The organism is Azospirillum sp. B21, assembly GCF_008364825.1.
GTDB lineage: Bacteria > Pseudomonadota > Alphaproteobacteria > Azospirillales > Azospirillaceae > Azospirillum.
The window spans coordinates 178,646-203,099 of record NZ_VTTO01000008.1; the positions used below are offsets into that span (position 1 = coordinate 178,646).

Here is a 24,454-nt window from a genome sequence, read left to right on the forward strand (position 1 = left end):
TGGCGACATCAACTACAAAGGCATTTCGACTATATATCTAGTTTATAGTTCAAGCGGAAAAAACAACAACGGCGTTGACATTAATGGATCAGGATTTTCTATAGACAATTTGGTTCTTGAGAATATCCGTGTCGACACGACTCCAAAAATCACCTCGGCGACCTACAACTCCGGTACCAACACGCTGGTCGTGACCGGCGCTAACATCAACGACGGCGCCAACATCGACGTCACCAAGCTGACCCTGACCGGCCAGGGCGGCAGCACCTATACGCTGACCTCCGATTCCTTGGTCACCTCCACCCCCAATTCCAACAGCTTCACCATCACGCTGGGGTCTACCGATCAGGCCCATGTGGAAGGGCTGCTGAACAAGGACGGCACCAGCTCCCAGGGCAACACGACCTACAATCTGGCCGGGGCGGCGAACTGGAACAGCACCCAGTCGGCGCCGGCCGACAGCACCGGCAACGCCGTCACCGTGTCCGGCACGCAGAAGCCGGCGATCAGTTCCGTCGCCTACAACGCCGCGACCGGTGTGCTGACGGTGACCGGCGCCAATCTGGTCCACCAGCCGGGCGCCGGCAACGACATCGACCTGACGAAGCTGACCATCACCGGCCAGGGAAGCGGCACCGCCGCGCTGACCGGCGCGGTGGAGATCACCAGCGCCACCAGCTTCTCCGTCACGCTGAGCGGGGCGACCAAGACCAGCGTCGACGCCCTGCTGAACAAGAACGGCACCAGTTCCCTGGGCGGCACCACCTACAAGATCACCTTGGCCGACGACTGGAACGGCCTGATCGCCGACGACATCTCCGATGCCACCGGCGTCGGCATCAACGTGTCGGGCAACAACTCCAACCCGGTCATCGGCAGCCTGGACGGCAACAGCGTCGCCTGGGCCGGCGAAGGCAACACGGTGACGCTGGACCTCGGCACCGACGCCACCGTGTCCGATGCGGAGAACGGCGCCGGCAGCTGGAGCGGCAGCGTCCTGACCGTCCGGCGTTCCGTTTCCGGCACCGCGACGCCGCTGACGTCGGACGTGTTCTCGTTCAAGACCAACGGGACCTTCTCGGAAAGCAGCGGCAACCTGCTGGATACGGGAAATTCCAACACCGTCTTCGGCACCGTCACCAATGCCAACGGCACCCTGAGCGTCACCTTCAACGGCAGCGCCACCGCGACGCTGATCCAGACGGTGATGCGGAACATCCAGTATCGGAACGACACGCCGACCGGCGACACCGTGATCCGCTACACCATGACTGACGGGAATGGCGGCAGCACCAACGCCGACGTGACGGTGACCAGCGACACCATCTATGTCACCAACAACGCCGACGCCGGCACCATCGACGTATCGAATGGCGTCAGCCTGCGCGAGGCGGTGGCCATCGCCCTGGCCGATGCCACCGGCACCCAGACCATCAAGTTCGCCAGCGACGTGACCAGCATCGCGCTCACGTCCGATCTGGCGGTGACCGAAGATCTGACCTTCGACGCCGATCTGCCCGGCACCCTGACCATCAGCGGCAACAAGATCAGCGTTTCGTCGGGCAAGGCGCTGACGCTGAGCAACGGCACCGGCGACACGCTGACCATCTCCAGCCAGATCACCGGCGCCGGCGGCGTCACCAAGACCGGCGCCGGCACGCTGACGCTGAGCAACAGCGGCAACGATTACACCGGCGCCACCACCGTCAGCGCCGGCACGCTGGCGACCTCCGGCACGGGCGGCATCGGCGACAGCAGCGCCGTCACGGTGTCCAGCGGCGCCACGCTGTCGCTCGGCGGCAGCGAGACCATCGGTTCGCTGACCGGCAGCGGCGCCGTCACGCTCGGCAGCTCCACGCTGACCGTCAGCGCCAACACCAGCACGACCTTCGACGGCGTCATCAGCGGCACCGGCGGCCTGACCAAGGCCGGCACCGGCACGCTGACCCTGACCGGCACCAACAGCTACACCGGCACCACCACCGTCAGCGCCGGCACCCTGGCGCTGAACAGCACCGGCGGCACCGCGCTGTCCGACAGCAGCGCGGTTTCGGTGGCGTCGGGCGCCACGGTAAGCCTCACCTCGGCGACCGAGACCATCGGCACGCTGAGCGGGGCCGGCACGCTGGCCATCGGGGCGAACGCGCTGACCGTCAGCCAGGGCTCCGCGGGCACCTTCAGCGGCGCGATCACCGGGTCGGGCAGCCTGATCAAGAGCGGGACCGGCGACCTGACGCTGTCCGGCACCACCAACAGCACCGGCTTCACCGGCACCACCACGATCAGCCAGGGCAAGCTGCTGGTTTCCGCCGACGGCAACCTGGGCGCCGGCACCGTGACGCTGGGCGGCGGCACGCTGGGCATCACCGCCGCCGCGACCATCGACAACGCCGTGACGCTGGGCAGCGGCAACGGCACGGTGGAGGTCGCCACCGGGATCAGCGCCACCCTGTCGGGCGTGGTCGGCGGCTCCAACGCCCTGACCAAGACCGGCGCCGGCACGCTGACCCTGTCGGGCAACAACACCTACACCGGCGCCACCACCGTCAGCGCCGGCACGCTGGTCGCCGGCCACAACAACGCGCTGGGCACCACCGCCGCCGGCACCACGGTCGACAGCGGCGCCACGCTGCAACTCGCCGGCGGCATCGTCACGGCCGAGAACCTGACCGTTTCCGGCACCATCCTGGTCTCCGGCAGCGGCGTCATGGCCAGCGGCACCGTCAACCTGGCGGCCGACACCACCTTCAACGTGTCGAGCACCCTGCACCTGTCGGGCGTGGTCAGCGGTTCCAACGCCCTGACCAAGATCGGCACCGGCAGCCTGACCCTGGCGGGCAACAACACCTATACCGGTTCCACCACGGTCAGCGCCGGCACGCTGATCGTCGAGCACAGCAACGGGCTGGGCACCACCGCCGGCGGCACGACGGTCGCCAGCGGCGCCTCGCTGCAGCTCTCCGGCAACCTCACCCTGGCGGAGGCACTGACCGTTTCCGGCAGCGGCCCGTCCTCGACCGGCGCGTTGCAGGTCACCAGCGGCAGCGTCACGCTCAGCGGCGCCGTCACCATGGGCGCCGACACCACCATCGGCGTGACCGGCAGCGACCTGACCCTGTCGGGCGTGCTCGGCGGCGGCTTCAACCTGACCAAGACCGGCGGCGGCACGCTGACCCTGTCGGGCACCGCCAACACCTACACCGGCACCACCACGGTCGGCGGCGGCACGCTGGCGATCGCCGGATCGGGCAGCATCAGCAGCGCCGCCATCACGCTGGCCGGCGGCACGCTGGACAGCACCGGCAGCAGCGTCACCCTGACCAACGCCATCGCGCTGGGCAGCAGCAGCGGCACCGTCAATGTCGGCAGCAGCAAGACGCTGACCCTGTCGGGCGTGGTCAGCGGTTCCAACAACCTGACCAAGACCGGCGCCGGCTCGCTGACCCTGTCGGGGAACAACACCTACACCGGCACCACCACCATCAGCGCCGGCACGCTGGTGGCCGGCCACAACAGCGCGCTGGGCACAACCGCCGCCGGCACGACCGTCGCCGACGGCGCCACGCTGGCGGTGTCGAACGGCATCACGCTGGCGGAGGCGCTGACCATCTCCGGCACCGGCGCGTCCTCGACCGGCGCGTTGGAGGTCACCAGCGGCAGCGCCACCATCAGCGGCGCCGTCACCATGGCCGCCGACAGCACCATCGGCGTGACCGGCACCGGCCTGACCCTGTCGGGCGTCGTCAGCGGAGCCTACGCCCTGACCAAGGACGGCACCGGCACGCTGACCCTGTCTGGGGCCAACACCTACACCGGCACCACCACCATCAGCGCCGGCACGCTGGTGGCCGGCCACAACAATGCGCTGGGCTCCGCCGCCCTCAGTGCCGGCACGACGATCGCCAGCGGCGCCACGCTGGCGATATCGAACGGCATCACCCTGGCGGAGGCGCTGACCGTTTCCGGCACCGGCGTGTCGTCGGCTGGCGCGCTGCAGGTCACCAGCGGCAGCGCCACGCTCAGCGGCGCCGTCACCATGGGCGCCAACACCACCGTCGGCGTCACCGGCACCGGCCTGACCCTGTCGGGCGTCGTCAGCGGATCCTACGCCCTGACCAAGACCGGAACGGGCACGCTGACCCTGTCGGGGAACAACACCTACACCGGTTCCACCACCATCAGCGCCGGTACGCTGGTGGCCAGCCACAGCAATGCGCTGGGCACCACCGCCGGCGGCACCACCGTCTCCAGCGGCGCCACCCTGGCGGTATCGAACGGCGTCACCCTGGCCGAAGCCCTGACCGTTTCCGGTACAGGCGTGTCGTCGGCCGGCGCCTTGCAGGTGACCAGCGGCAGCGCGACCCTCAGCGGCACCGTCGCCATGGCCGCCGACACCACAGTCGGTGTGTCGGGCACCGGCCTGACCCTGTCGGGCGTCGTCAGCGGAGCCTACGCCCTGACCAAGACCGGAACGGGCACGCTGACCCTGTCGGGCAACAACACCTACACCGGCGCCACCACCGTCAGCGCCGGCACGCTGGCGATCAGCAACGCCAACGCTCTCGGCACCACCGCCGCCGGCACCACGGTGGCGAGCGGCGCCGCCCTGTCGCTGTCGGGCGGCATCACCGTCGCCGAAGCAATCACCCTGTCCGGTACCGGCGTGTCGTCGGGCGGCGCGCTGGTCAACGGCAGCGGCGCCAACACGATCAGCGGCGCGGTCACCATGGCCGCCGACACCACGCTGACCATCACCGCCGGCAGCCTGGAGGCCAGCGGCGCGCTGGGCGGCGCCTACAACCTGACCAAGGCCGGCGCCGGCACGCTGACCCTGTCGGGCACCAATACCTACACCGGCACCACCACCGTCGGCGCCGGCACCCTGTCGATCGCCGGCTCCGGCAACATCAGCAGCGCCGCCGTCACGCTGAGCAACGGCGGCACGCTGGATGTGACCGGCAGCAGCGTCACGCTTGCCAACGGCCTGACCGTCGGCACCGGCGGCGGCACGGTCAACACGGCCAACGCGCTGACCCTGTCCGGCACCATCGCCGCCGGAACCAACACGCTGACCAAGAGCGGCACCGGCACCCTGACCCTGACCGGCACCAACGACGCTACCGCCTGGGCCGCCACGGTGACCGGCGGCACGCTGTCGGTCGGTGCGGCCGCCAACCTCGGCACCGGCACCGTCACGCTGAACGGCGGCACGCTGGCCTCCACCGGCAGCGCCGTCACGCTGACCAACGCCGTTGCGCTGGGCAGCAGCCACGGCACCGTCAGCGTCGGCAGCGGCAACGCCCTGACCCTGTCGGGCGTCATCAGCGGGGCCAACAACCTGACCAAATCGGGCGCCGGCACGCTGACCCTGTCCGGCACCGGCACCTACACCGGCACCACCAGCCTGTCGGCCGGCACCCTGATCGTCACCGGCACCCTGAACGGGTCGTCGGCCGGCGCGGTCACGGTGGGCAACGGCGGCACGCTGGCCGGCACGGGCACCGTCAACGGCGGCCTGACCGTCCAGTCCGGCGGCACCCTGTCCCCCGGCATCGCCGGCACCAACAACGGCGTCGGCACCCTGACCGTCAACGGCGGCCTGACCATCCAGTCGGGCGGCACCCTGGCGGTCGATCTGGTCAGCACCGGCAGCCATGACCAGGTGGCGGTCACCGGGGCGGTGAACGTCAGCAGCGCCACCCTGACCGCCGGCGGCAGCTACACCCCCGCCAAGACCGCCAGCGGCGACAGCTTCGCCATCATCTCCAACGACGGCAGCGACGCCGTCACCGGCACCTTCACCGGGCTGGCGTCGGGCGCCACGTTGAGCCTGAACAGCGGATCGATCACCGTCAGCTATGCCGCCGGCAGCAACAGCAACGACGTCGTGCTGACCGGACCGGTCAACCAGGCGCCGGCACTGGCCGGCACCTTCACCACCGCGGGCACGGTCAACGACAACGCCACCACCACGCCCTTCGGCGGCGTGACGGTGACGGATGCCGACGACAGCACCGGCACCTTCACCGTCACCATCACCTACACCGCGGCCAACGGCACGCTGTCCAGCGCCGGCGGCGGGCTGACCGGCAGCGCCGGCAACTACACGCTGACCTCCACCACGCCGGGCGGGCTGCAGACCCTGCTGCAGGCGCTGGTCTTCACCCCCACCAACAACCAGGTGGCGCCCGGCAGCACGGTGCAGACCACCTTCACCCTGACCGCCAGCGACGGCACGGCCAGCAGCAGCGCCAACACCAGCACGGTCGTCACCGCCACCTCGATCAACGACGCGCCGACCGACATCGCCCTGTCGAACAACTCCGTCACCATCTTCGACGGCACCAATGCGGTGGTCGGCACCCTGTCGAAGACCGATGCCGACACCGGCCAGACCTTCACCTACACGCTGGTCAGCGGCACCGGCGATACCGACAACGCCCTGTTCAGCATCTCCGGCACAGCGCTTCAGGCGAACAACGCCAGCGCCCTGACCGCCGGGCAGAGCTACTCGGTCCGCATCCAGGTCAGCGACGGCACCGCCACCTATCAGAAGTCGTTCAGCATCAGCGTGACGAACGACCTGACGGTCGACGTCACCGCCATCGACAGCAGCGCACCGGTCGGCACCTACACGGCCGACAAGGCGGATGGCGGTGGCCTGGATCTGAAGGAGGCGATCTTTCTCGCCAACAGCGTAACCGGTAACGTCACCATCCGCTTCGCCACCACGCTGGACGGCACCATCACGCTGCCCGCCACCCTGTCGGTGCGCGACGGGGTGACGCTGGCGATGGACAGCGACACCAACAGCCGGTTGATCACCATCACCGGCAACAGCTTCACGCTGGGCAACAGCTTCGGCGTCAGCGTCGGCACCGGCGACACGCTGACCATCAACTCGACCCTGGCCGACAACGGCAACAGCGATGCGGCGGCCCTGACCAAGAGCGGCGCCGGCACGCTGGTGCTGGGCGGCACCAACAACACCGCGACCGGCGGCACCAGCGGCACCGGCATCAACACGATCACCGTCGGCGGCGGCACGCTGTCGGTGGCGGGCGACGCCAACCTGGGCACCGGCACGGTGACGATGAACGGCGGCAACCTGACCGTCACCGGCGCCACCACCATCGACAACGCAATCACCCTGTCGTCCAGCGCCGGCATCGACAACGCCAACGCCGTCACCCTGTCGGGCGACGTCACCGGCACCGGCGGCCTGACCAAGTCCGGTACCGGCAAGCTGACGCTGAGCAGTGCCAACAACGTCTATTCCGGCGGCACCACCATCGGCAGCGGCGAGGTGGAGCTGGGCGCCTCCGGCACCATCGGCAGCGGCACCATCACGCTGAACGGCGGCACGCTGAGCACGACGGCGGCCAGCCAGACGCTGACCAACGCCATCGATCTCGCCGGCACCGGCACGGTGAAGACCGCCAACGCCCTGACCCTGTCCGGCACCGTCGGCGGCACCGGCGCCCTGACCAAGGACGGCAGCGGTACGGTCACCCTGTCCGGCACCAACACCCACAGCGGGTCGGTCACCGTTTCCGCCGGCACCCTGACGGTGTCGGGCGGCAGCGCCATCGGCGACGGCAGCGCGGTGTCGGTGGGAGCCGGCGGCACGCTGACCCTGTCGGCCAACGAGACCATCGGTTCGCTCACCGGCTCCGGCACGGTGACGCTGGGCGCCAACACCCTGACCGCCGGCGGCGACAACGGCAGCACCACCTTCTCCGGCGCGATCGGCGGCACCGGCGGCCTGACCAAGACCGGCACCGGCACCCTGACCCTGTCCGGCACCAACACCTACTCCGGAGCCACCACGGTGTCGGGCGGCGGGCTGACGGTGTCCGGCGGTTCGGCGATCAGCAACAGCAGCGCGGTGACGGTCGACAGCGGCGCGACCCTGACCCTGTCCTCCACCGAGACCATCGGCTCGCTGGCCGGTGCCGGCTCGGTGGCGCTGGGCAGCTACACCCTGAGCATCGGCGCTTCCGGCACCAGCACGACCTTCTCCGGCGTGCTGTCCGGCAGCGGCAACCTGGCCAAGGGCGGCAGCGGCACCCTGACCCTGTCAGGCGCCAACACCTATACCGGCACCACCAACGTCAGCGGCGGCACCCTGTCGGTGACCGACGCCACCAACATCGGCACCGGCACGCTGACGATCGACCTCGGCACGCTGGCGATCACCGGCACCGGTGCCAGCTTCGCCAACGCCATCACCGCCGGCACCGGCGGCGCCACGATCAGCGTGTCCAACACCGCCACCCTGACCGGCGTGGTCGGCGGCAGCGGCGCTCTGACCAAGACCGGCACCGGCACCCTGACCCTGTCCGGCACCAACACCCGCAGCGGCGCCACCACCGTCAGCGCCGGCACGCTCGCCGTCTCCGGCGGCAGCGCCATCGCCGACACCGGCGCGGTGACGGTCAGCTCCGGCGCCACGCTGGAACTGGGTGCGGCGGAGACCATCGGGTCGCTGAGCGGTGCCGGTTCGGTCACGCTGGGCAGCTACACCCTGACCGTGAGCCCGTCGAGCGGCTCCACCACCTTCTCCGGCGCCCTGTCCGGCACCGGCGGCCTGACCAAGTCGGGGGCTGGCAGCCTGACCCTGTCGGGAACCAACAGCTACACCGGCGCCACCACCGTGTCCGGCGGCACGCTGACCGCGTCGGGCGGCTCGGCCATCGCGGACGGCAGCGCGGTGACGGTCAACTCCGGCGCCACCCTGGCTCTGTCGGCCAGCGAGACCATCGGCTCGCTTGCCGGTGCCGGTTCGGTGACGCTGGGTGCCAACACCCTGACCACCGGTGCCGACAACAGCAGCACCGCCTTCTCCGGCGTCCTCTCCGGCACCGGCGGCCTGACCAAGAGCGGCACCGGTACCCTGACCCTGTCGGGAACGAACACCTACACCGGCACCACCACCGTTTCCGGCGGCACGCTGACCGCATCGGGCGGCTCGGCGATCAGCGACAGCAGCGCGGTGACGGTCAGCTCCGGCGCCACCCTGGAGCTGTCGGCCAGCGAGACCATCGGCTCGCTCGCCGGTTCCGGTTCGGTGACGCTGGGGGCCAACACGCTGACGGCCGGCGGCAACAACGGCAGCACGACCTTCTCCGGCGCGATCGGCGGCACCGGCGGCCTGACCAAGACCGGCACCGGCACCCTGACCCTGTCGGGCGCCAACAGCTACACCGGCACCACCAGCGTGTCGGCCGGCACGCTGGCGGTGTCGGGCGGTTCGGCCATCGCCGACGGCAGCGCGGTGACGGTCAGCTCCGGCGCCACCCTGGACCTAGGTGCGGCGGAGACCATCGGTTCGCTGAGCGGTGCCGGTTCGGTATCGCTGGGCAGCTATACCTTGACGGTCAGCCCGTCGAGCGGCTCCACCACCTTCTCCGGCGCCCTGTCCGGCACCGGCGGCCTGACCAAGTCGGGTTCCGGCAGCCTGACCCTGTCGGGAACCAACACCTACACCGGCGCCACCACGGTGTCGGGCGGCACGCTGGCGGTGTCGGGCGGTTCGGCCATCGCCGACAGCAGCGCGGTGACGGTCAGCTCCGGCGCCACCCTGGACCTGTCGGCCAGCGAGACCGTCGGGTCGCTCGCCGGTTCCGGTTCGGTGACGCTGGGCGCCAACACCCTGACCACCGGCGCCGACAACACCAGCACCGCCTTCTCCGGCGTCCTGTCCGGCACCGGTGGCCTGACCAAGTCCGGCACCGGCACCCTGACCCTGTCGGGGACCAACAGCTACACCGGCACCACCAGCGTGTCGGCCGGTACGCTGACGCTGAACGGCGGCAGCGCCATCGCCGACGGCGGCGCGGTGACGATCAGCTCCGGCGCCACGCTGGAGTTGGGTGCGGCCGAGACCATCGGGTCGCTGGCCGGTGCCGGCTCGGTGACGCTGGGCAGCTACACGTTGACCGTCAACCCGTCGAGCGGCTCCACCACCTTCTCCGGCGCCCTGTCCGGCACCGGCGGCCTGACCAAGTCGGGGGCCGGCAGCCTGACCCTGTCGGGCGCCAAAACCTACACCGGCGCCACCACCGTGTCGGGCGGCACGCTGACGGTGTCGGGCGGCTCGGCCATCGCCGACAGCAGTGCGGTGACGGTGGACAGCGGCGCCACGCTGAACCTGTTGGCGGCTGAGACCATCGGCTCGCTCGCCGGTGCCGGCTCTGTGACGCTGGGCGCCAACACGCTGACGGCCGGCGGTAACAACGGCAGCACGACCTTCTCCGGCGTGCTGTCGGGCACCGGCAACCTGGCGAAGACCGGCAGCGGCACCCTGACCCTGTCCGGCACCAACACCTACACCGGCACCACCGGCGTCACCGCCGGCACCCTGTCGGTGACCGGCGGCAGCAATCTGGGCAGCGGCAGCGTGACGCTCAACGGCGGCACGCTGGCGATCACCGGCACCGGCGCCACCGTCTCCAACGCCGTCACGCTGGGCAGCAGCGGCGGTACGGTCGACAACGCCAACGCCGCCACCCTGTCCGGCGTCCTCTCCGGCACCGGCGCCATCACCAAGACCGGGGCCGGCACCCTGACGCTGTCGGGAACCAACACCTACACCGGCGCCACCACAGTCAGCGCCGGCACGCTCGCCGTTTCCGGCGGCAGCGCCATCGCCGACACCGGCGCGGTGACGGTCAACTCCGGCGCCACCCTGGAGCTGTCGGCCAGCGAGACCATCGGCTCGCTCGCCGGGGCCGGTTCGGTGGCGCTGGGCGCCAACACCCTGACCACCGGTGCCGACAACAGCAGCACCGCCTTCTCCGGCGTCCTCTCCGGCACCGGCGGCCTGACCAAGGCCGGCACCGGCACCCTGACGCTGTCGGGCGCCAACAGCTACACCGGCACCACCAGCGTGTCGGCCGGCACGCTGACGCTGAACGGCGGCAGCGCCATCGCCGATGGCGGTGCGGTGACGGTCGGCACCGGCGCCACGTTGAACCTGGGTGCGGCCGAGACGATCGGTTCGCTGGCAGGATCCGGTTCGGTGACGCTGGGCAGCTATACCCTGACCGTCAGCCCGTCGAGCGGCTCCACCACCTTCTCCGGCGTCCTCTCCGGCACCGGCGGCCTGACCAAGAGCGGCACCGGCACCCTGACCCTGTCGGGAACCAACACCTACACCGGGGCCACCACCGTGTCCGGCGGCACGCTGACGGTGTCGGGCGGCTCGGCCATCGCGGACGGCAGCGCGGTGACGGTCAACTTCGGCGCCACCCTGGACCTGTCGGCCAGTGAGACCATCGGCTCGCTGACCGGTATCGGTTCGGTGACGCTGGGCGCCAACACCCTGACCACCGGTGCGGACAACAGCACCACCAGCTTCTCCGGCGTCCTGTCCGGCACCGGCGGGCTGACGAAGACCGGCACCGGTACGCAGACCCTGCTGGGCACCAACACCTATACCGGCGCCACCACCGTGTCGGGCGGCACGCTGACGGTGTCGGGCGGTTCGGCCATCGCCGACAGCAGCGCGGTGACGGTGGACAGCGGCGCCACGCTGAACCTGTTGGCGGCTGAGACCATCGGCTCGCTCGCCGGTGCCGGCTCTGTGACGCTGGGCGCCAACACGCTGACGGCCGGCGGTAACAACGGCAGCACGACCTTCTCCGGCGTGCTGTCGGGCACCGGCAACCTGGCGAAGACCGGCAGCGGCACCCTGACCCTGTCCGGCACCAACACCTACACCGGCACCACCGGCGTCACCGCCGGCACCCTGTCGGTGACCGGCGGCAGCAACCTGGGCAGCGGCAGCGTGACGCTCAACGGCGGCACGCTGGCGATCATCGGCACCGGCGCCACCGTCTCCAACGCCATCACCGCCGGCAGCAACGGCGCCACGGTCAGCACCACCAACAGCGCCACCCTGTCGGGCGTGATCGGCGGCACCGGCGGCTTCACCAAGAGCGGTTCCGGCAGCCTGACCCTGTCGGGGGCCAACAGCTACACCGGCACCACCAGCGTCAGCGCCGGCACGCTGACGCTGAGCGGCGGGAGCGCCATCGCCGACGCGGGCGCGGTGACCGTGGCATCCGGCGCCTTCCTGAGCCTGGGGGCGGCGGAGACCATCGGGTCGCTGTCCGGTGCCGGTTCGGTGGCGCTGGGCGGCTACACTCTGACCACCGGCGCCGACAACAGCACCACCACCTTCTCCGGCGCCATCGGCGGCACCGGCGGCCTGACCAAGACCGGCACCGGCACCCTGACCCTGTCGGGCACCAACACCTACACCGGCACCACCACCCTGTCGGGCGGCGGGCTGACGGTGTCGGGTGGTTCGGCGATCAGCGACAACAGCGCGGTGTCGGTCGGCACCGACACCACCCTGACCCTGTCGGCCAGCGAGACCGTGGGCTCGCTCGCCGGGGCCGGCACCGTGGCGCTCGGCGCCAACACCCTGAGCGCCGGCGGCGACAACAGCAGCACGACCTTCTCCGGCGTCCTGACCGGCACCGGCGGCCTGACCAAGTCGGGCACCGGTACCCTGACCCTGTCGGGAAACAACAGCGGCGGCTTCACCGGCACCACGACGGTGCGGGGCGGCGGCACGCTGAGCGTGGCCGGCGACGCCAACTTAGGAACCGGCACCGTGACGCTGAACGGCGGCACGCTGAGCGTCACCGGGACGGGCACCATCGACAACGCCTTCGACACCGGGGTCAACGGCGCCACCATCGACACCGGCGTCGCCGTGACGCTGTCGGGCGCCATCGGCGGCAACGACGCGCTGACCAAGACCGGCACCGGCACGCTGACCCTGTCGGGCACCAGCACCTATGCCGGCCCGACCACGGTGTCCGCGGGCACCCTGCTGGTGACGGGCGCGCTGAACGGCACCACCGGAATGACGGTGGCCTCCGGCGCCACGCTGGGCGGCACCGGCAGCATCTTCGCCGCCGGCTCGTCCAGCACGCTGACGGTGGCCTCCGGCGCCACGCTGGCGCCCGGCGTCGCCGGCACCAGCAACGGCATCGGCTCGCTGACCGTCAACGGCGCCCTGTCGATGAGCGGCACCCTGGCGGTGGAGATCGCCGGCACCGGCTCCCCCGGCACCAACTACGACCAGGTGATCGTCAGCGGCGGCATCACGCTGGCCAGCGGCTCCAGCACCGTCACCATGACCCGCGTCAACGGCTTCGCCGCCACCAACTCCAGCTATACGGTCATCAACCAGACCGGGGCCGGGGCGGTGTCCAGCACGCTGTCCGGGCTGGCGCAGGGCGCCACCATGACCAGCAACGGCGATCTCTACACCGTCGACTATGTCGGCGGCACCGGCAACGACCTGGTGCTGAACGCCATCGTCAACCCGACCGTCTCGTCGGTCACCGCCACCACCGCCGACGGCACCTACAAGGCCGGCAGCACCGTCACCATCACCGTCACCTTCAACCGGGCGGTGACGGTCACCGGGACGCCGACGCTGGCGCTGAACATCGGCCGCAACGCCACCTACAGCGGCGGGTCGGGGACGACCACGCTGACCTTCACCTACACGGTGCAGGACGGCGACAACGCGACCGACCTCGACTACGCCTCCATCAATGCGCTGACGCTGAACGGCGGCAGCATCGCCGACAGCACCACCAGCCTGGACGCGATCCTGACGCTGGCGACGCCGGGGGGCGCCAGCTCGCTGGGCGCCAACAAGGCGATCGTCATCGACACCGCGGCCCCGACGGTCAGTTCCGTCTCGGCGGTGAACGGCACCTACCGGGCCGGCGAGACCATCGACGTCACCGTCACCTTCAACGAGGCGGTCACCGTCACCGGCACGCCGACCTTCGGAATCACGCTCGACAACGGCACGGTGGTGCAGGCGACCTACCTGTCGGGGTCGGGCGGCACCGCGCTGACCTTCCGCTACACCGTGGGCACCAACCTGACCGACGCCGACGGCATCGGCATCGGCGGCTCGATCAGCGGCGGCAGCATCGCCGACCTGATCGGCAACAGCGCGATCCGCACGCTGAACAACGTCGCCGGCATGGGGGCCGTGCGCGTCGACAGCGTCCATCCCACCGTCACCAACGTGACCGCCAGCACCGAGAACGGCACCTACACCACCGGCGAGACCATCTCGATCCAGGTGACCTTCAGCGAGGCGGTGACCGTCAACGGCACCCCGACGCTGGCGCTGAACACCGGCCGCACCGCCACCTACAGCAGCGGGGCCGGCACCAACACGCTGACCTTCACCTACACGGTGCAGGCCGGCGACACCACCGCGGACCTGGACGCCTCCGGCACCGGCGCGCTGACCGGCTCGATCACGGACATCGCCGGCAATGCCGGGGTCCTGACCCTCACCCAGCCGGGCGACGTGCGGTCGCTGGGGCTGAACAAGAACATCGCCATCGACACCACGGCGCCGACGATCCGCAGCATCGTCGCACCCGCCGACGGCACCTATGGCGTCGGCCGGACGATGAGCTTCTATGTCCAGACCAGCGAGGTGGTGATCGTCAACGGTGTCCCGACGATCACGCTGGACGTCGGCGGGCAGACCCGTCAGGCGGTCTACAACGCCGCGGCCAGCAGCGGGACGGTCCTGCGCTTCGACTATGTGGTGCAGGCGGGCGACGCCGATGCCGACGGCATCGCCGTCACCGGCCTGAACTACAACGGCGGCAGCATCACCGACCGTGCCCGCATCCCGCTGCCCTCGACGCTGACCGGCATGCCGGGCCTGCAGAACGTCCTGGTCGACACCGCCGCCCCGGCAACCCCCTCGGTCCCGGTGCTGGCGGCCGGACAGGACACCGGCGTCTCCACCACCGACGGGCTGACCAACATCAACCGCCCGACCGTCGGCGGCACGGCGGAGCCCGGCTCCACCGTCACCGTCCTGGTCGGCGGCGTGGCGGTCGGCACCACCACCGCCGGGTCCGACGGCAGCTGGAGCTACACGCTGACCACCCCGCTGCCCGACGGCACCCATGCCATCACCAGCCGGGCGACCGACCCTGCCGGCAACAGCAGCGGCACCTCGGCGGCACTGACCCTGACCGTCGACGCCACGCCGCCGGTGCTGTCGACCCCCGCCATCTCCGGCGGCATCGACAACGCGGCCAACGTCACCCCGGTCAACCGCCCGACCCTGACCGGCACCGCCGATCCGAACAGCACGGTGACCGTCATCATCGACGGCGTCACCGTCGGCACGGCCACCACCGGCAGCGACGGATCCTGGAGCTTCGCCGTCACCACCCCGCTGGCCGACGGCGCCCACAGCGTGGTGACCACCGCCACCGACCGCGCCGGCAACATCGGCCGGTCGGGAACGCTGAGCCTGACGGTGGATACCCAGGCCCCGACGGTCTCCGCCGGCGGCACAGCCCCGACGCTGAGCGCCGGCGGCACGGCGACGCTCGGTTCCGCCGTCTCGCTGTCGGACGCCAATTCGCTGAACCGGGTCACGGTCACCCTGACCGACGCCCGCAGCGGCGACGAGCTGGTGATCGGCGCCTTGCCGGCCGGCATCACCGCGACCCGCGACGGCAACAGCATCGTGCTGACCGGCGCGGCGTCGGCCGCCGACTATCAGGCGGCGGTGCGGGCGATCGGGCTGCGGTCGAGCGCCGGCGACCCGAGCTTCGCCGGCACGGCGACCAGCCGGTCGATCAGCATCCAGGCCCGCGACCTTGCCGGCAACAGCTCGGCCGCGGCGACGGTGACGGTCGCGGTGGCCCGCGCCAGCACGACCACCACGGCGCCCACCACACCGGCGACGACCACGCCCGTCACCGTCAGCGGCAACGGCCCGTCGCTGTCCGGCAGTTCGACGACCGGCTCCTCGTCCAACGGCCCGTCCTCCAACGGCTCCTCCAGCAGTTCGTCGGGCGGCACCGGCAGCACCGGCTCCGCACCGAGCCTGCCGGGCGGCAACAGCAGCGGTGGAAGCGGCGGGATGCCCGGCAGCTCGTCCGGCACGGATGCCGGCCGGTCGGTGACGCTGAACAACATCGGCGGCGGTTCGTCCAGCACGGACGCCGGCCGGTCGGTGACGCTGAACAACATCGGCGGCGGCTCGTCCAGCACGGATGCCGGCCGGTCGGTGACGCTGAACAGCATCGGCGGCGGCTCGTCCAACTCCAGCAGCGGCTCCGGCAGCGGGCTGGGGGGAAGCGGGCTCGGCGGTGGTTTGGGCGGCGGTTTGGGCGGCAGCCTTGGCGGCGGTCTGAACGGCGGTCTGAACGGCGGCGGCCTCGGCGGCAGCGGTTTGGGCGGCAATGGTTTGGGCAGCGGCCTCGGCACCGGCGGCACGCCCGGAGGGACCGGAACGGGCACGGGCCTTGGCACCGGCACCGGCACCAATACCGGCGGCCAGGGCACTCCCGGCCAAAGCACTCCCGGCCAGACCGGCACGCAGGGCAACGGCCTGAACAACGGTCAGGGCCAAGGCCAAGGACAAGGCTTGGGTCAGGAGCGGGGCAACGGCCTCGGCACCGGACAGGGCCGCGGCCCGGCGGCAGGACAGCCGGGGACCCAGGGTCCGCAGGGCCAGCAGGGCCAAGGTCAGGGCCAGCCGCAGGGCCAGCCGCAAAACCAGAACCAGCCCCAGAACCAGCCCCAGAACCAGGACGCCCCCCAGGATGGCGGCGGCACCCCGGCGGATGGGGCCGGACAGCCGGCGGAGCGTGGTGCGGACGACCGTGCCGAGATCATGCCGGCCTCTCCCGGCTTCGCCCGTCAGGTCGCCCGCGCCCATGGCGGTCCGGCCGGCGCTGCCGACCTGCTGGCGGCACTCGCCAGCCACATCCTGCCCGACAGCCGGGCCGCCTGACGGCGGCCCACCCCCTTTCAGCACCCCTTCCTTCCAGCATCGTTTCCTCGTCCAATCCTTTTCCGCCGAACGGAATTGCTCCCGCCATGAAGACTTCGACCGCTCAACTCCGCCGCCGCTTGCTTTCTTCGGTGGTTCCCGTCGCCGTCCTGACGGCATCCCTGCTGGCCGCGGGCTGCGCGGTCAAACCCGAGCCGCTGACGGCCGAGGAAAATCTGGCGCGCGTGCGCAAGGATCTGGGCGTCGTGATGGCCCCGCAGGAGCCGCTGACCAAGGCGGTCTCGATGGACGAGGCGATGGCGCGCGCCATCAAGTACAACCTCGACGAACGCGTGAAGCTGATGGAGGTGGCGGTCGCCACCGACCAGCTGGACCTGTCGCGCTACGACATGCTGCCGCGCGTGGTGGCCGCCGCCGGCTATGTCGGGCGCAACAACGACGCCGGGTCGGAAAGCCTGAACCTCGCCACCGGCCGGCGGACGGGCGAAAGCACCACCGCCACCGACAAGCACCGCCGCACCGGCGACCTCGCCTTCACCTGGAATGTGCTGGACTTCGGCGTCAGCTATCTGCGGGCGCGGCAGAACGCCAATCTGGTGCTGATCGCCGACGAGCGCCGCCGCCGCGTCGTCCAGGGCATCATGCAGGACGTGCGCACCGCCTATTGGCGCGCCGTGGCCGCCGAACGGCTGCTGAAACGGCTGGAGCCGGTGGAGAAGCGGGTGGAGGGCGCGCGCCGCGATGCCCGCACGCTGGAGGCGCTGCGCGTCCAGGCCCCGCTGCAGGCGCTGACCTACACCCGCACCCTGGTGGAGACGCTGCGCCAGCTGCAGTCGCTGCGGCGCGAGCTGGTGGCGGCGAAGTCGCAGCTGGGCGCGCTGATGGGGCTGCCGCCGGGCGAGCCGTTCGAGATCGAGCTGCCGCCGGCCAGCGTCATGAAGGCGCCGCCCAAGCTGGACGTCGCGGCGGAGGCGCTGGAGACCTACGCCCTGCTGAACCGGCCGGAGCTGCTGGAGGAGAGCTACAACCAGCGCATCTCCGCCGACGAGACCTGGCGGTCGCTGCTGAAGCTGCTGCCGGGCATCGACGTCAACACCGCCCTGCGCTACGACAGCAACAGCTTCCTGCTGAACCAGCGCTGGGCCGATTACGGCGCGCGGATCAGCTGGAACCTGATCAATCTGGTCTCCGCCCCCGCCACCAAGTCCTACGCCGAGGCGCAGGAGGAGCTGGTCGCCTTCCGCCGTCAGGCACTGAGCATGGCGGTGCTGAGCCAGGTGCATGTGGCGGTGCTGCAGTTCCGCGAACTGAAGCAGGAATTCGCCCTGACCGCCGAGCAGGCCGACCTCGACACCCGCATCCGCTCACAATATGTCAACGTCGGCGAGGCCGGCCAGGTGGGCGAACTGGGAGTGATCCAGTCGGAGGTGACGGCGCTGCTGTCCGACCTGCGCCGCGATCTGGTGCTGGCCGACCTGCACAACGCCTATGCCCGCGTCATGGTGTCGGCCGGCGTCGATCCGCTGCCCGAGACGATGGCCGCCGACGACCTGCCCAGCCTGACCCAGGCGGTGGCCAAGGGCCTGTCCTCCTGGCAGGAGCGCGCCAATAGCGTTCTCCGCGTGAAGGATCTGATGGCCAAGGACGCGGCCAAGGCCGAGAAAGCGGAACCGGCGAAGGTGGAGCCGGTGAAGCCGGAGCCCGCCAAGGCGGCGGTGCCCATGGCGGCCGCGCCGACCTCGGCCTCGGCCCCTGTTGCGGCCTCCGCTCCTGTTCCTGCCGCGGAAGCGCCGAAGGCCGCGGCGGCCGAACCGACCCCGGCCTCCACGCCTTTCGTTCTGGAGTCTTCCGCAAAGCCTGCCCCGGAACCTGAACAGGTCTCGGCTCCGGCTCCGATTGCGCCCCCCGCTCCTGCCCCCGCCCCCATTACGGCAGCGAAACAATCGCCTTCCGTCGCCGCTCCGGTTGCGACGGCGTTCTTCTCTCCCGTCATACAGGCCGAGCTTGGGGCTTACGCAAGCCACAGGCTTGCCGAGCAGGAATGGGGTATGATCGCCAAACGCCTGGGAACGGGAACGGAAGGGGCCGGCGCCCTGTACGTCACCACCCGGCGCAGCGAGGACGGCAAGCCGATCGTCCAGCTGCGCGCAGGCGGTTTCGCCGACCGCGCCGCGGCCGAGCGGTTCTGTCATCGTGTGAAGGACAAGCAGCGGGAATGCACCGTTCGTACCCTCTCGGCTCAGGACATCCAGCTCGACAGCCTGCCGATGGGCAAGGTCGCGTCGCTGTGATCCGTTCCGGTGCTGCGGTCAAGGCCGCCGCATTCGTGGCCGTCCTGCTGGGCGGGGGCTTCGCCCCCGCTCCGGCAGTCGCCCAGGACGCCTCGCAGGGGCAGGTCCGCGCGCTGATCGAGGCCCGGCGGCATGCGGTCCTGTCCTCCGAGATCCCCGGCCGCATCGCCCGCATGAGCGTCGATGCCGGCCAGAGCTTCAAGGCCGGCGACCTGCTGGTCGCCTTCGACTGCGCCAGCTATCAGGCGGAGCTGGACGCCGCCCGCGCCCAGCTGAACGCGGCGGACGTGACGGCGCGGGTCAACCGGCGCCTGAACAGCCTGCGGTCCATCGGCGAGGCGGAGGTGCAGCTGGCCGAGGCGAAGGCCCAGGTCGCCCGCGCCGATGTCCGCAAGGCGGAGGTGCAGGCCCGGCGCTGCGAGATCAAGGCGCCCTTCGACGGCCGCGCGGTCGAGCGCCGGATCCAGGAGCATGAGTCGGTCGCCGCCGGCGCGCCGCTGCTGGAGATCCTGTCCGACCGGGATTTGAAGGTGGAGCTGATCGTCCCCTCCTCCTGGCTGGTGTGGCTGAGGCCGGGGCAGCGCTTCGACCTGCGGGTCGACGAGACCGGGGTCACCCTGCCGGGCGAGGTGGTGCTGCCCGGCGCCAAGGTCGACCCGGCCAGCCAGTCGGTGAAGGTGACGGCGAAGCTGACCGGCGACGCTCCGTCCCAGGCGCTTGTCGCCGGCATGAGCGGCACCGCCATCTTCCCCGAGCCGGCACTGTCGGCGCTGCCGGCCGGGGCTCAGGGGACTCCGCAGGGAACTGCCAAGCCCGGAACCGCGAAGCCATGAGCGCCGTGATGGCCCAGACCCCGCCCCAGCAGGCCGCTCCACAGGCGGCACCGCAGCCGGTCAACGGCCTGCTGATGCTGCTGGAGCTGCAGCGGCAGGCGTGGCGGCAGGCGACGGCGCCGGAGCTGCGCTATCACATCGTCAACCAGACCCGCCGACTGATCGCCTACCGGCAGGCCGCCTTCCTGACCCTGGCGGACCGGGGCCGGCCGACGTTGGAGGCGGTGTCCAACATCGCGGTTCTGGAACCGAACGCCCCTTTCGCCCAATGGCTGGAGCAGGCGGTGCGCGCCGTCGCCACCGGACCGCAGGCCGACACGGTCCATGTCGTCGATCCCGCTGCCCTGCCCGCCGACGTCCGCGGCGCCTGGGGCGAGTGGGGGCCGGCGCAGGTTCTGTGGTGCCCGCTGCGCAAGCCGGAACCCCAGCGGGAGCCCCCGCCCGGCGCCTCGGCGGAAAGCCGGGACAAGGCAGCCCCGCCCCTGGCCGGCCTGTGGCTGGGCCGCGACGAGCCCTGGACCGACGGCGAAATCCTGCTGCTGAGCCATCTGGCGGAGGGCTACGGCCATGCCTGGTGGGCGCTGTCGGGCAAGCGCGCCAAGCGGCGTGGGCTGCGCCGCGTCCTGCTGCCCCTGCTGGTGCTGCTGACGCTCGCCGGCGCGCTCGCCATCCCGGTGCCGATGTCGACCCTGGCCCCGGCCGAGATCCAGACCAGCAACCCGGTGATCGTCGCCGCCCCGCTGGACGGCGTGATCGAGCGTTTCCACGTGCAGCCGAACCAGGCGGTGGCGGCCGGACAGCCGCTGTTCAGCTTCGATTCCACCGTGCTGCGCAGCCGGTTCGAGGTGGCGCGCAAGGGCCTGACCCAGGCGGAGGCCGAACTGCTGACCGCCTCCCAGGCCGCCTTCGCCGACCCGCAGACCAAGGCCCGCGTCGCCCAGCTCCGTGCCCAGGTGGAGTTGCGCCGGGCCGAGCTGGCGCTCGCCCGCGACCTGCTGGACCGGGTGACGGTGAAGGCCGAGCGCGCCGGAATCGCCGTCTTCACCGACGTCAACGACTGGCTGGGCAAGCCGCTGTCGGTGGGCGAGCGCGTGCTGACGCTGGCCGATCCGCAGGCGCCGGAGATCGACATCATGGTGCCGGTCGGCGACGCCCTGGTGCTGGAGCCGGGCTCGCCGGTGGAGCTGTTCCTGAACGTCGATCCGCTCCACCCCCTCCGGGCCCGCCTGACCCATGCCAGCTACGAAGCCGGCCTGTCGGCCGCCGGCGTGCTGTCCTACCGCGTCAAGGCGGCGCTGGAACCGGGCCAGAGCCCAGGGGACGCCCCGCCGCGCATCGGCCTGCGCGGCACCGCCAAGATCCTGGGCGACCGCGTGCCTCTGGCGCTTTACCTGTTCCGCCGCCCGCTGGCCCTGCTGCGCCAGTCGCTGGGAATTTGAAAAGGGGCCGGAGATGGATAGCCCGCCCTCTCCATCAGTCCGGACGGATTTGACCGGATGCCTCCTCCTCGGAAAAGCCCCCTCCGGCCAAGCCCAGGAACACGAGGACGGCCTTGCCGATCCAGGCCAGATGGGCGGCTTCGAGCACGCCGATCGGATGCCCGACCTTGGCCCGCGGAACCGTCATGATCTTGTCCGCCATGATGCGGGATGGCTGGGTCAGGCCGTTGCCGCCGGTCGGCTCGACCAGCCGGCGGAACAGCGGTGCGTCGGTCGGATCGGTCGTGAAGGGGCAGACGGTGACCGAGGCGGTGCCGGAAAAACGGTCGTCCTGCAGGATGACGACCGGCCGCGGCTTTCCCGCATAATCGGCCCCGCCGGCCACCGTCCAGATCTCACCCCGCTTCATTCCCCGTCATCCAGCGATCCCCAGCCAGCGGCATCGGCGAAGCCCTGGTCGTCGGCCTCCCGCGGGCTGCGGGCGACGGCCAGGGACTGGCGCAGAGCTTCGGCAACGAAGGCCGGGCTGCGGACGTCGGGGATCCAAATCTGCACCGGACGCAGCCCCTGCGCCCGAAGCCGCGCACGGTGCGCCTTCACCTTCTCGCGCGAGGTATGGTGGATCGCAGGCATGGCGGGCTCCTGTCATCGGTTACATGTAACCTGGGCCCTTTCGCCCGCACCGTCAACGGCGATGCGGGCTCGGCGCCGCTCCACAGCTTCACGCCACTTCTGACCCGCTTTCCCGAAAAGGACGCCGTCCTCCCGTGTCCATCGCCCTCACGCCTCCCGCTGGCCCTGCCAATGGCCTCCGTACCGCCAAGGTCGGCACTGTCGGTTCCGCCCCCGCCGACCCGCGGGCCTCCCTGCGGCTGCCGGGACTGCGCGACGATCTGGCCCTGCTGCCGGCGCCGGCGGGGCAGGACGGGGCGCCGGGCTGGACCATCCACGATCCGGTGCGCAACCGCTATTTCCGCATCGGGCCGGAGGCCTTCGCGCTGATCGCGCACTGGCACCACGCCAACCCGTTCGCCATCGCCGCGGCGGTGGCCGACGACAGCCTGTTCGAGCCGACGGTCGACGACGTCATGGGCTTCTACCAGTTCCTGGCGGCCAACAACCTGACCGTCACCGTCGACACCGCCTTCCTGGCCCGTCAGGCGGCGGCACGGAAAACCGGCTGGTTCTGGTGGCTGGTCCACAACTACCTGTTCTTCCGCATCCCGCTGGTGCGGCCCGACCGTTTCCTGTCGGCGACGGTGGGGCTGGTGGCGCCCTTCTACAGCCGGGCCTGGCTGGCCCTGGTGCTGCTGACCGCGGTGCTGGCCGGGCTGCTGGTGGCGCGGCAGTGGGACGCCTTCCTGCACACCTTCCAGCATTTCTTCTCCCCCGAAGGGCTGGCGCTCTACGGCGTCACGCTGATGGGCACCAAGATCTGCCACGAGCTGGGCCATGCCTACACCGCCAAGCGCTACGGCTGCCGGGTGCCGACCATGGGGGTGGCCTTCCTGGTGATGTGGCCGGTGCTCTACACCGACACCACCGACGCCTGGAGGCTGGTCTCGCGCCGGCAGCGGCTGGCGGTGGGGGCGGCCGGCATGCTGACCGAGCTGACGATCGCCGTCTTCGCCACGCTGGCCTGGAGCTTCCTGCCCGACGGGCCGCTGCGCAGCGCCGCCTATTTCCTGGCGACGGTCAGCTGGATCACCACGCTGGCGATCAACCTCAGCCCCTTCATGCGCTTCGACGGCTATTACCTGCTGTCCGACGCGCTGGACGTGCCCAACCTGCAGGAGCGCGGCTTCGCCATGGCGCGCTGGAAGCTGCGGGAGTGGCTGTTCGGCCTGGGCATGGCCCCGCCGGAGGAGATGCCGGCGGCGCGGCGGCGCATCCTGCTGGTCTATTCCTATGTCACCTGGGTCTACCGGCTGGTGCTGTTCCTCGGCATCGCGCTGCTGGTCTACCACGTCGCCATCAAGGTATTGGGGATCCTGTTGTTCGCCATCGAGATCGGCTGGTTCATCGCCCGCCCCCTTCTGCACGAGGCGAAGGTCTGGTGGTCCTTGCGCGACCGCTTCCGGGTCAACCTGCGCACCGGGCTGACGCTGGCCGGGCTGGCGGCGGCGGTCGGGCTGACCCTGCTGCCGGTGACCACCACCGTCTCGGTGCCGGTGGTCTGGCGGGCGTCCGGCTTCGCCACCGTCTACGCCCCCTTCCCCGCCCGGCTGGAGGAGACGCTGGTCGCCCGCGGCCAGAGCGTGGTGGAGGGCGAGCCGCTGTTCCGCCTGACCGCCCCCGACCTGGAGGGCAAGCTGCGCCAGGCGGAGCTGCGCATCGACTGGATGCAGGAACAGATCGCCCGCCTGACCGCCAGCCGCGAGCAGCTCGACCGCGTGCGGGCGATGGAGGAAGATCTGGCCGCCGCGCTCGCCGAGCGGCAAGGGCTTCTCGACAGCCGCGAGCGGCTGGTGGTGCGCTCTCCCCTGTCGGGCACCGTGCGCGACATGGAGGATGCGCTGACCCCCGGCCGCTGGATCGGGCCGAAGCTGCCGCTGGCGATGGTGGTGGCGCCGGGCAGCGGCGAACTGGTCGGCTATGTCGGCGAAGGCGATTTCGATCGGCTGAGCCCGGGTGCCGGGGCGGAGTTCCACCCGGATGACCCGCTGGCCCCCCGGCGCGCGGCCAGGGTGCGTGCGGTCGATCCGGTCGCCGTCTCGGTTCTGGACGTGCCGGCGCTCGCCTCGGTCAATGGCGGCCCGGTGGCGGTGGAGGGGCAGGCGGGACCGCAGCCGGGCCAGCCGCATGGCGGGTCCAGGCTCGATGGCGGCCGCAGCGCGCTCGCCCCGGTGGAGGCGGTCTACCGCATCACCCTGGACGTCGAGCCGGCAAACATTGGCCAAGCGAACAGCGGGCCGGCCGTTGCCGGCGCCGTGCAAGAAGGGCCGGAGCGCGTGACCCGCGGCATCGTCCGAGTGGCAGGCGAGGCCCGCAGCATCGCCGAGCGCTTCTGGCGCATCGCCGCGTCGGTGCTGATCCGGGAGACGGGCTTCTGACCGGTCAATAGGCGTA

Annotated in this window: 7 protein-coding genes; 5 read left to right on the plus strand and 2 right to left on the minus strand. The window is 71.0% G+C overall.

Annotated elements, in window-relative coordinates:
• Positions 1 to 109 precede the first annotated feature (109 nt).
• The 4 genes from FZ983_RS35105 (at position 110) to FZ983_RS20125 (ending at position 21,385) form a co-directional block, all read left to right on the plus strand.
• Positions 110 to 16,822 (plus strand): autotransporter-associated beta strand repeat-containing protein, encoded by a 16,713-nt coding sequence (locus FZ983_RS35105; protein WP_282187015.1) that lies wholly within the window; start codon positions 110 to 112, stop codon positions 16,820 to 16,822.
• An 86-nt stretch (positions 16,823 to 16,908) separates the two neighbouring features.
• Positions 16,909 to 19,113, plus strand: a complete 2,205-nt coding sequence (locus FZ983_RS20115) for a TolC family protein (RefSeq protein WP_247883866.1) — start codon at positions 16,909 to 16,911, stop codon at positions 19,111 to 19,113.
• Positions 19,110 to 19,946, plus strand: coding sequence for an efflux RND transporter periplasmic adaptor subunit (locus FZ983_RS20120; RefSeq protein ID WP_247883867.1), 837 nt, complete (start codon positions 19,110 to 19,112; stop codon positions 19,944 to 19,946). Before FZ983_RS20115 ends, FZ983_RS20120 begins: the two co-directional genes overlap by 4 nt.
• Positions 19,943 to 21,385 carry an HlyD family efflux transporter periplasmic adaptor subunit gene (locus FZ983_RS20125; RefSeq protein WP_149225282.1) on the plus strand — a complete coding sequence of 481 codons (1,443 nt, stop codon included), beginning with the start codon at positions 19,943 to 19,945 and terminating at the stop codon, positions 21,383 to 21,385. The genes FZ983_RS20120 and FZ983_RS20125 overlap by 4 nt, the downstream gene beginning before the upstream one ends.
• A 34-nt stretch (positions 21,386 to 21,419) precedes the next feature.
• Here FZ983_RS20125 and FZ983_RS20130 read toward each other — a convergent pair whose 3' ends face one another.
• Together FZ983_RS20130 and FZ983_RS20135 are read right to left on the minus strand one after the other, a co-directional pair.
• Complete coding sequence (locus tag FZ983_RS20130) at positions 21,420 to 21,794, minus strand: type II toxin-antitoxin system PemK/MazF family toxin (RefSeq protein WP_149225283.1); 375 nt, start codon at positions 21,792 to 21,794, stop codon at positions 21,420 to 21,422.
• The gene (locus tag FZ983_RS20135; protein ID WP_149225284.1) at positions 21,791 to 22,018 is read right to left on the minus strand and encodes an antitoxin MazE family protein; all 228 of its coding nucleotides are present in this window, start codon (positions 22,016 to 22,018) and stop codon (positions 21,791 to 21,793) included. Before FZ983_RS20135 ends, FZ983_RS20130 begins: the two co-directional genes overlap by 4 nt.
• A 134-nt stretch (positions 22,019 to 22,152) precedes the next feature.
• Here FZ983_RS20135 and FZ983_RS20140 point away from each other — a divergent pair, with 134 nt between their 5' ends.
• A complete protein-coding gene (locus FZ983_RS20140) occupies positions 22,153 to 24,438 on the plus strand; it encodes a biotin/lipoyl-binding protein (protein ID WP_149225285.1) in 2,286 nt (761 codons plus the stop codon).
• Positions 24,439 to 24,454 lie beyond the last annotated feature (16 nt).

Excerpts from the sequence above, each read along its gene's own strand:
- FZ983_RS20115 (WP_247883866.1), top strand. The coding sequence starts at position 16,909 with ATGAAGACTTCGACCGCTCAACTCCGCCGCCGCTTGCTTTCTTCGGTG.
- FZ983_RS20130 (WP_149225283.1), bottom strand. The coding sequence starts at position 21,794 with ATGAAGCGGGGTGAGATCTGGACGGTGGCCGGCGGGGCCGATTATGCG.
- FZ983_RS20125 (WP_149225282.1), top strand. The coding sequence starts at position 19,943 with ATGAGCGCCGTGATGGCCCAGACCCCGCCCCAGCAGGCCGCTCCACAG.
- FZ983_RS20135 (WP_149225284.1), bottom strand. The coding sequence starts at position 22,018 with ATGCCTGCGATCCACCATACCTCGCGCGAGAAGGTGAAGGCGCACCGT.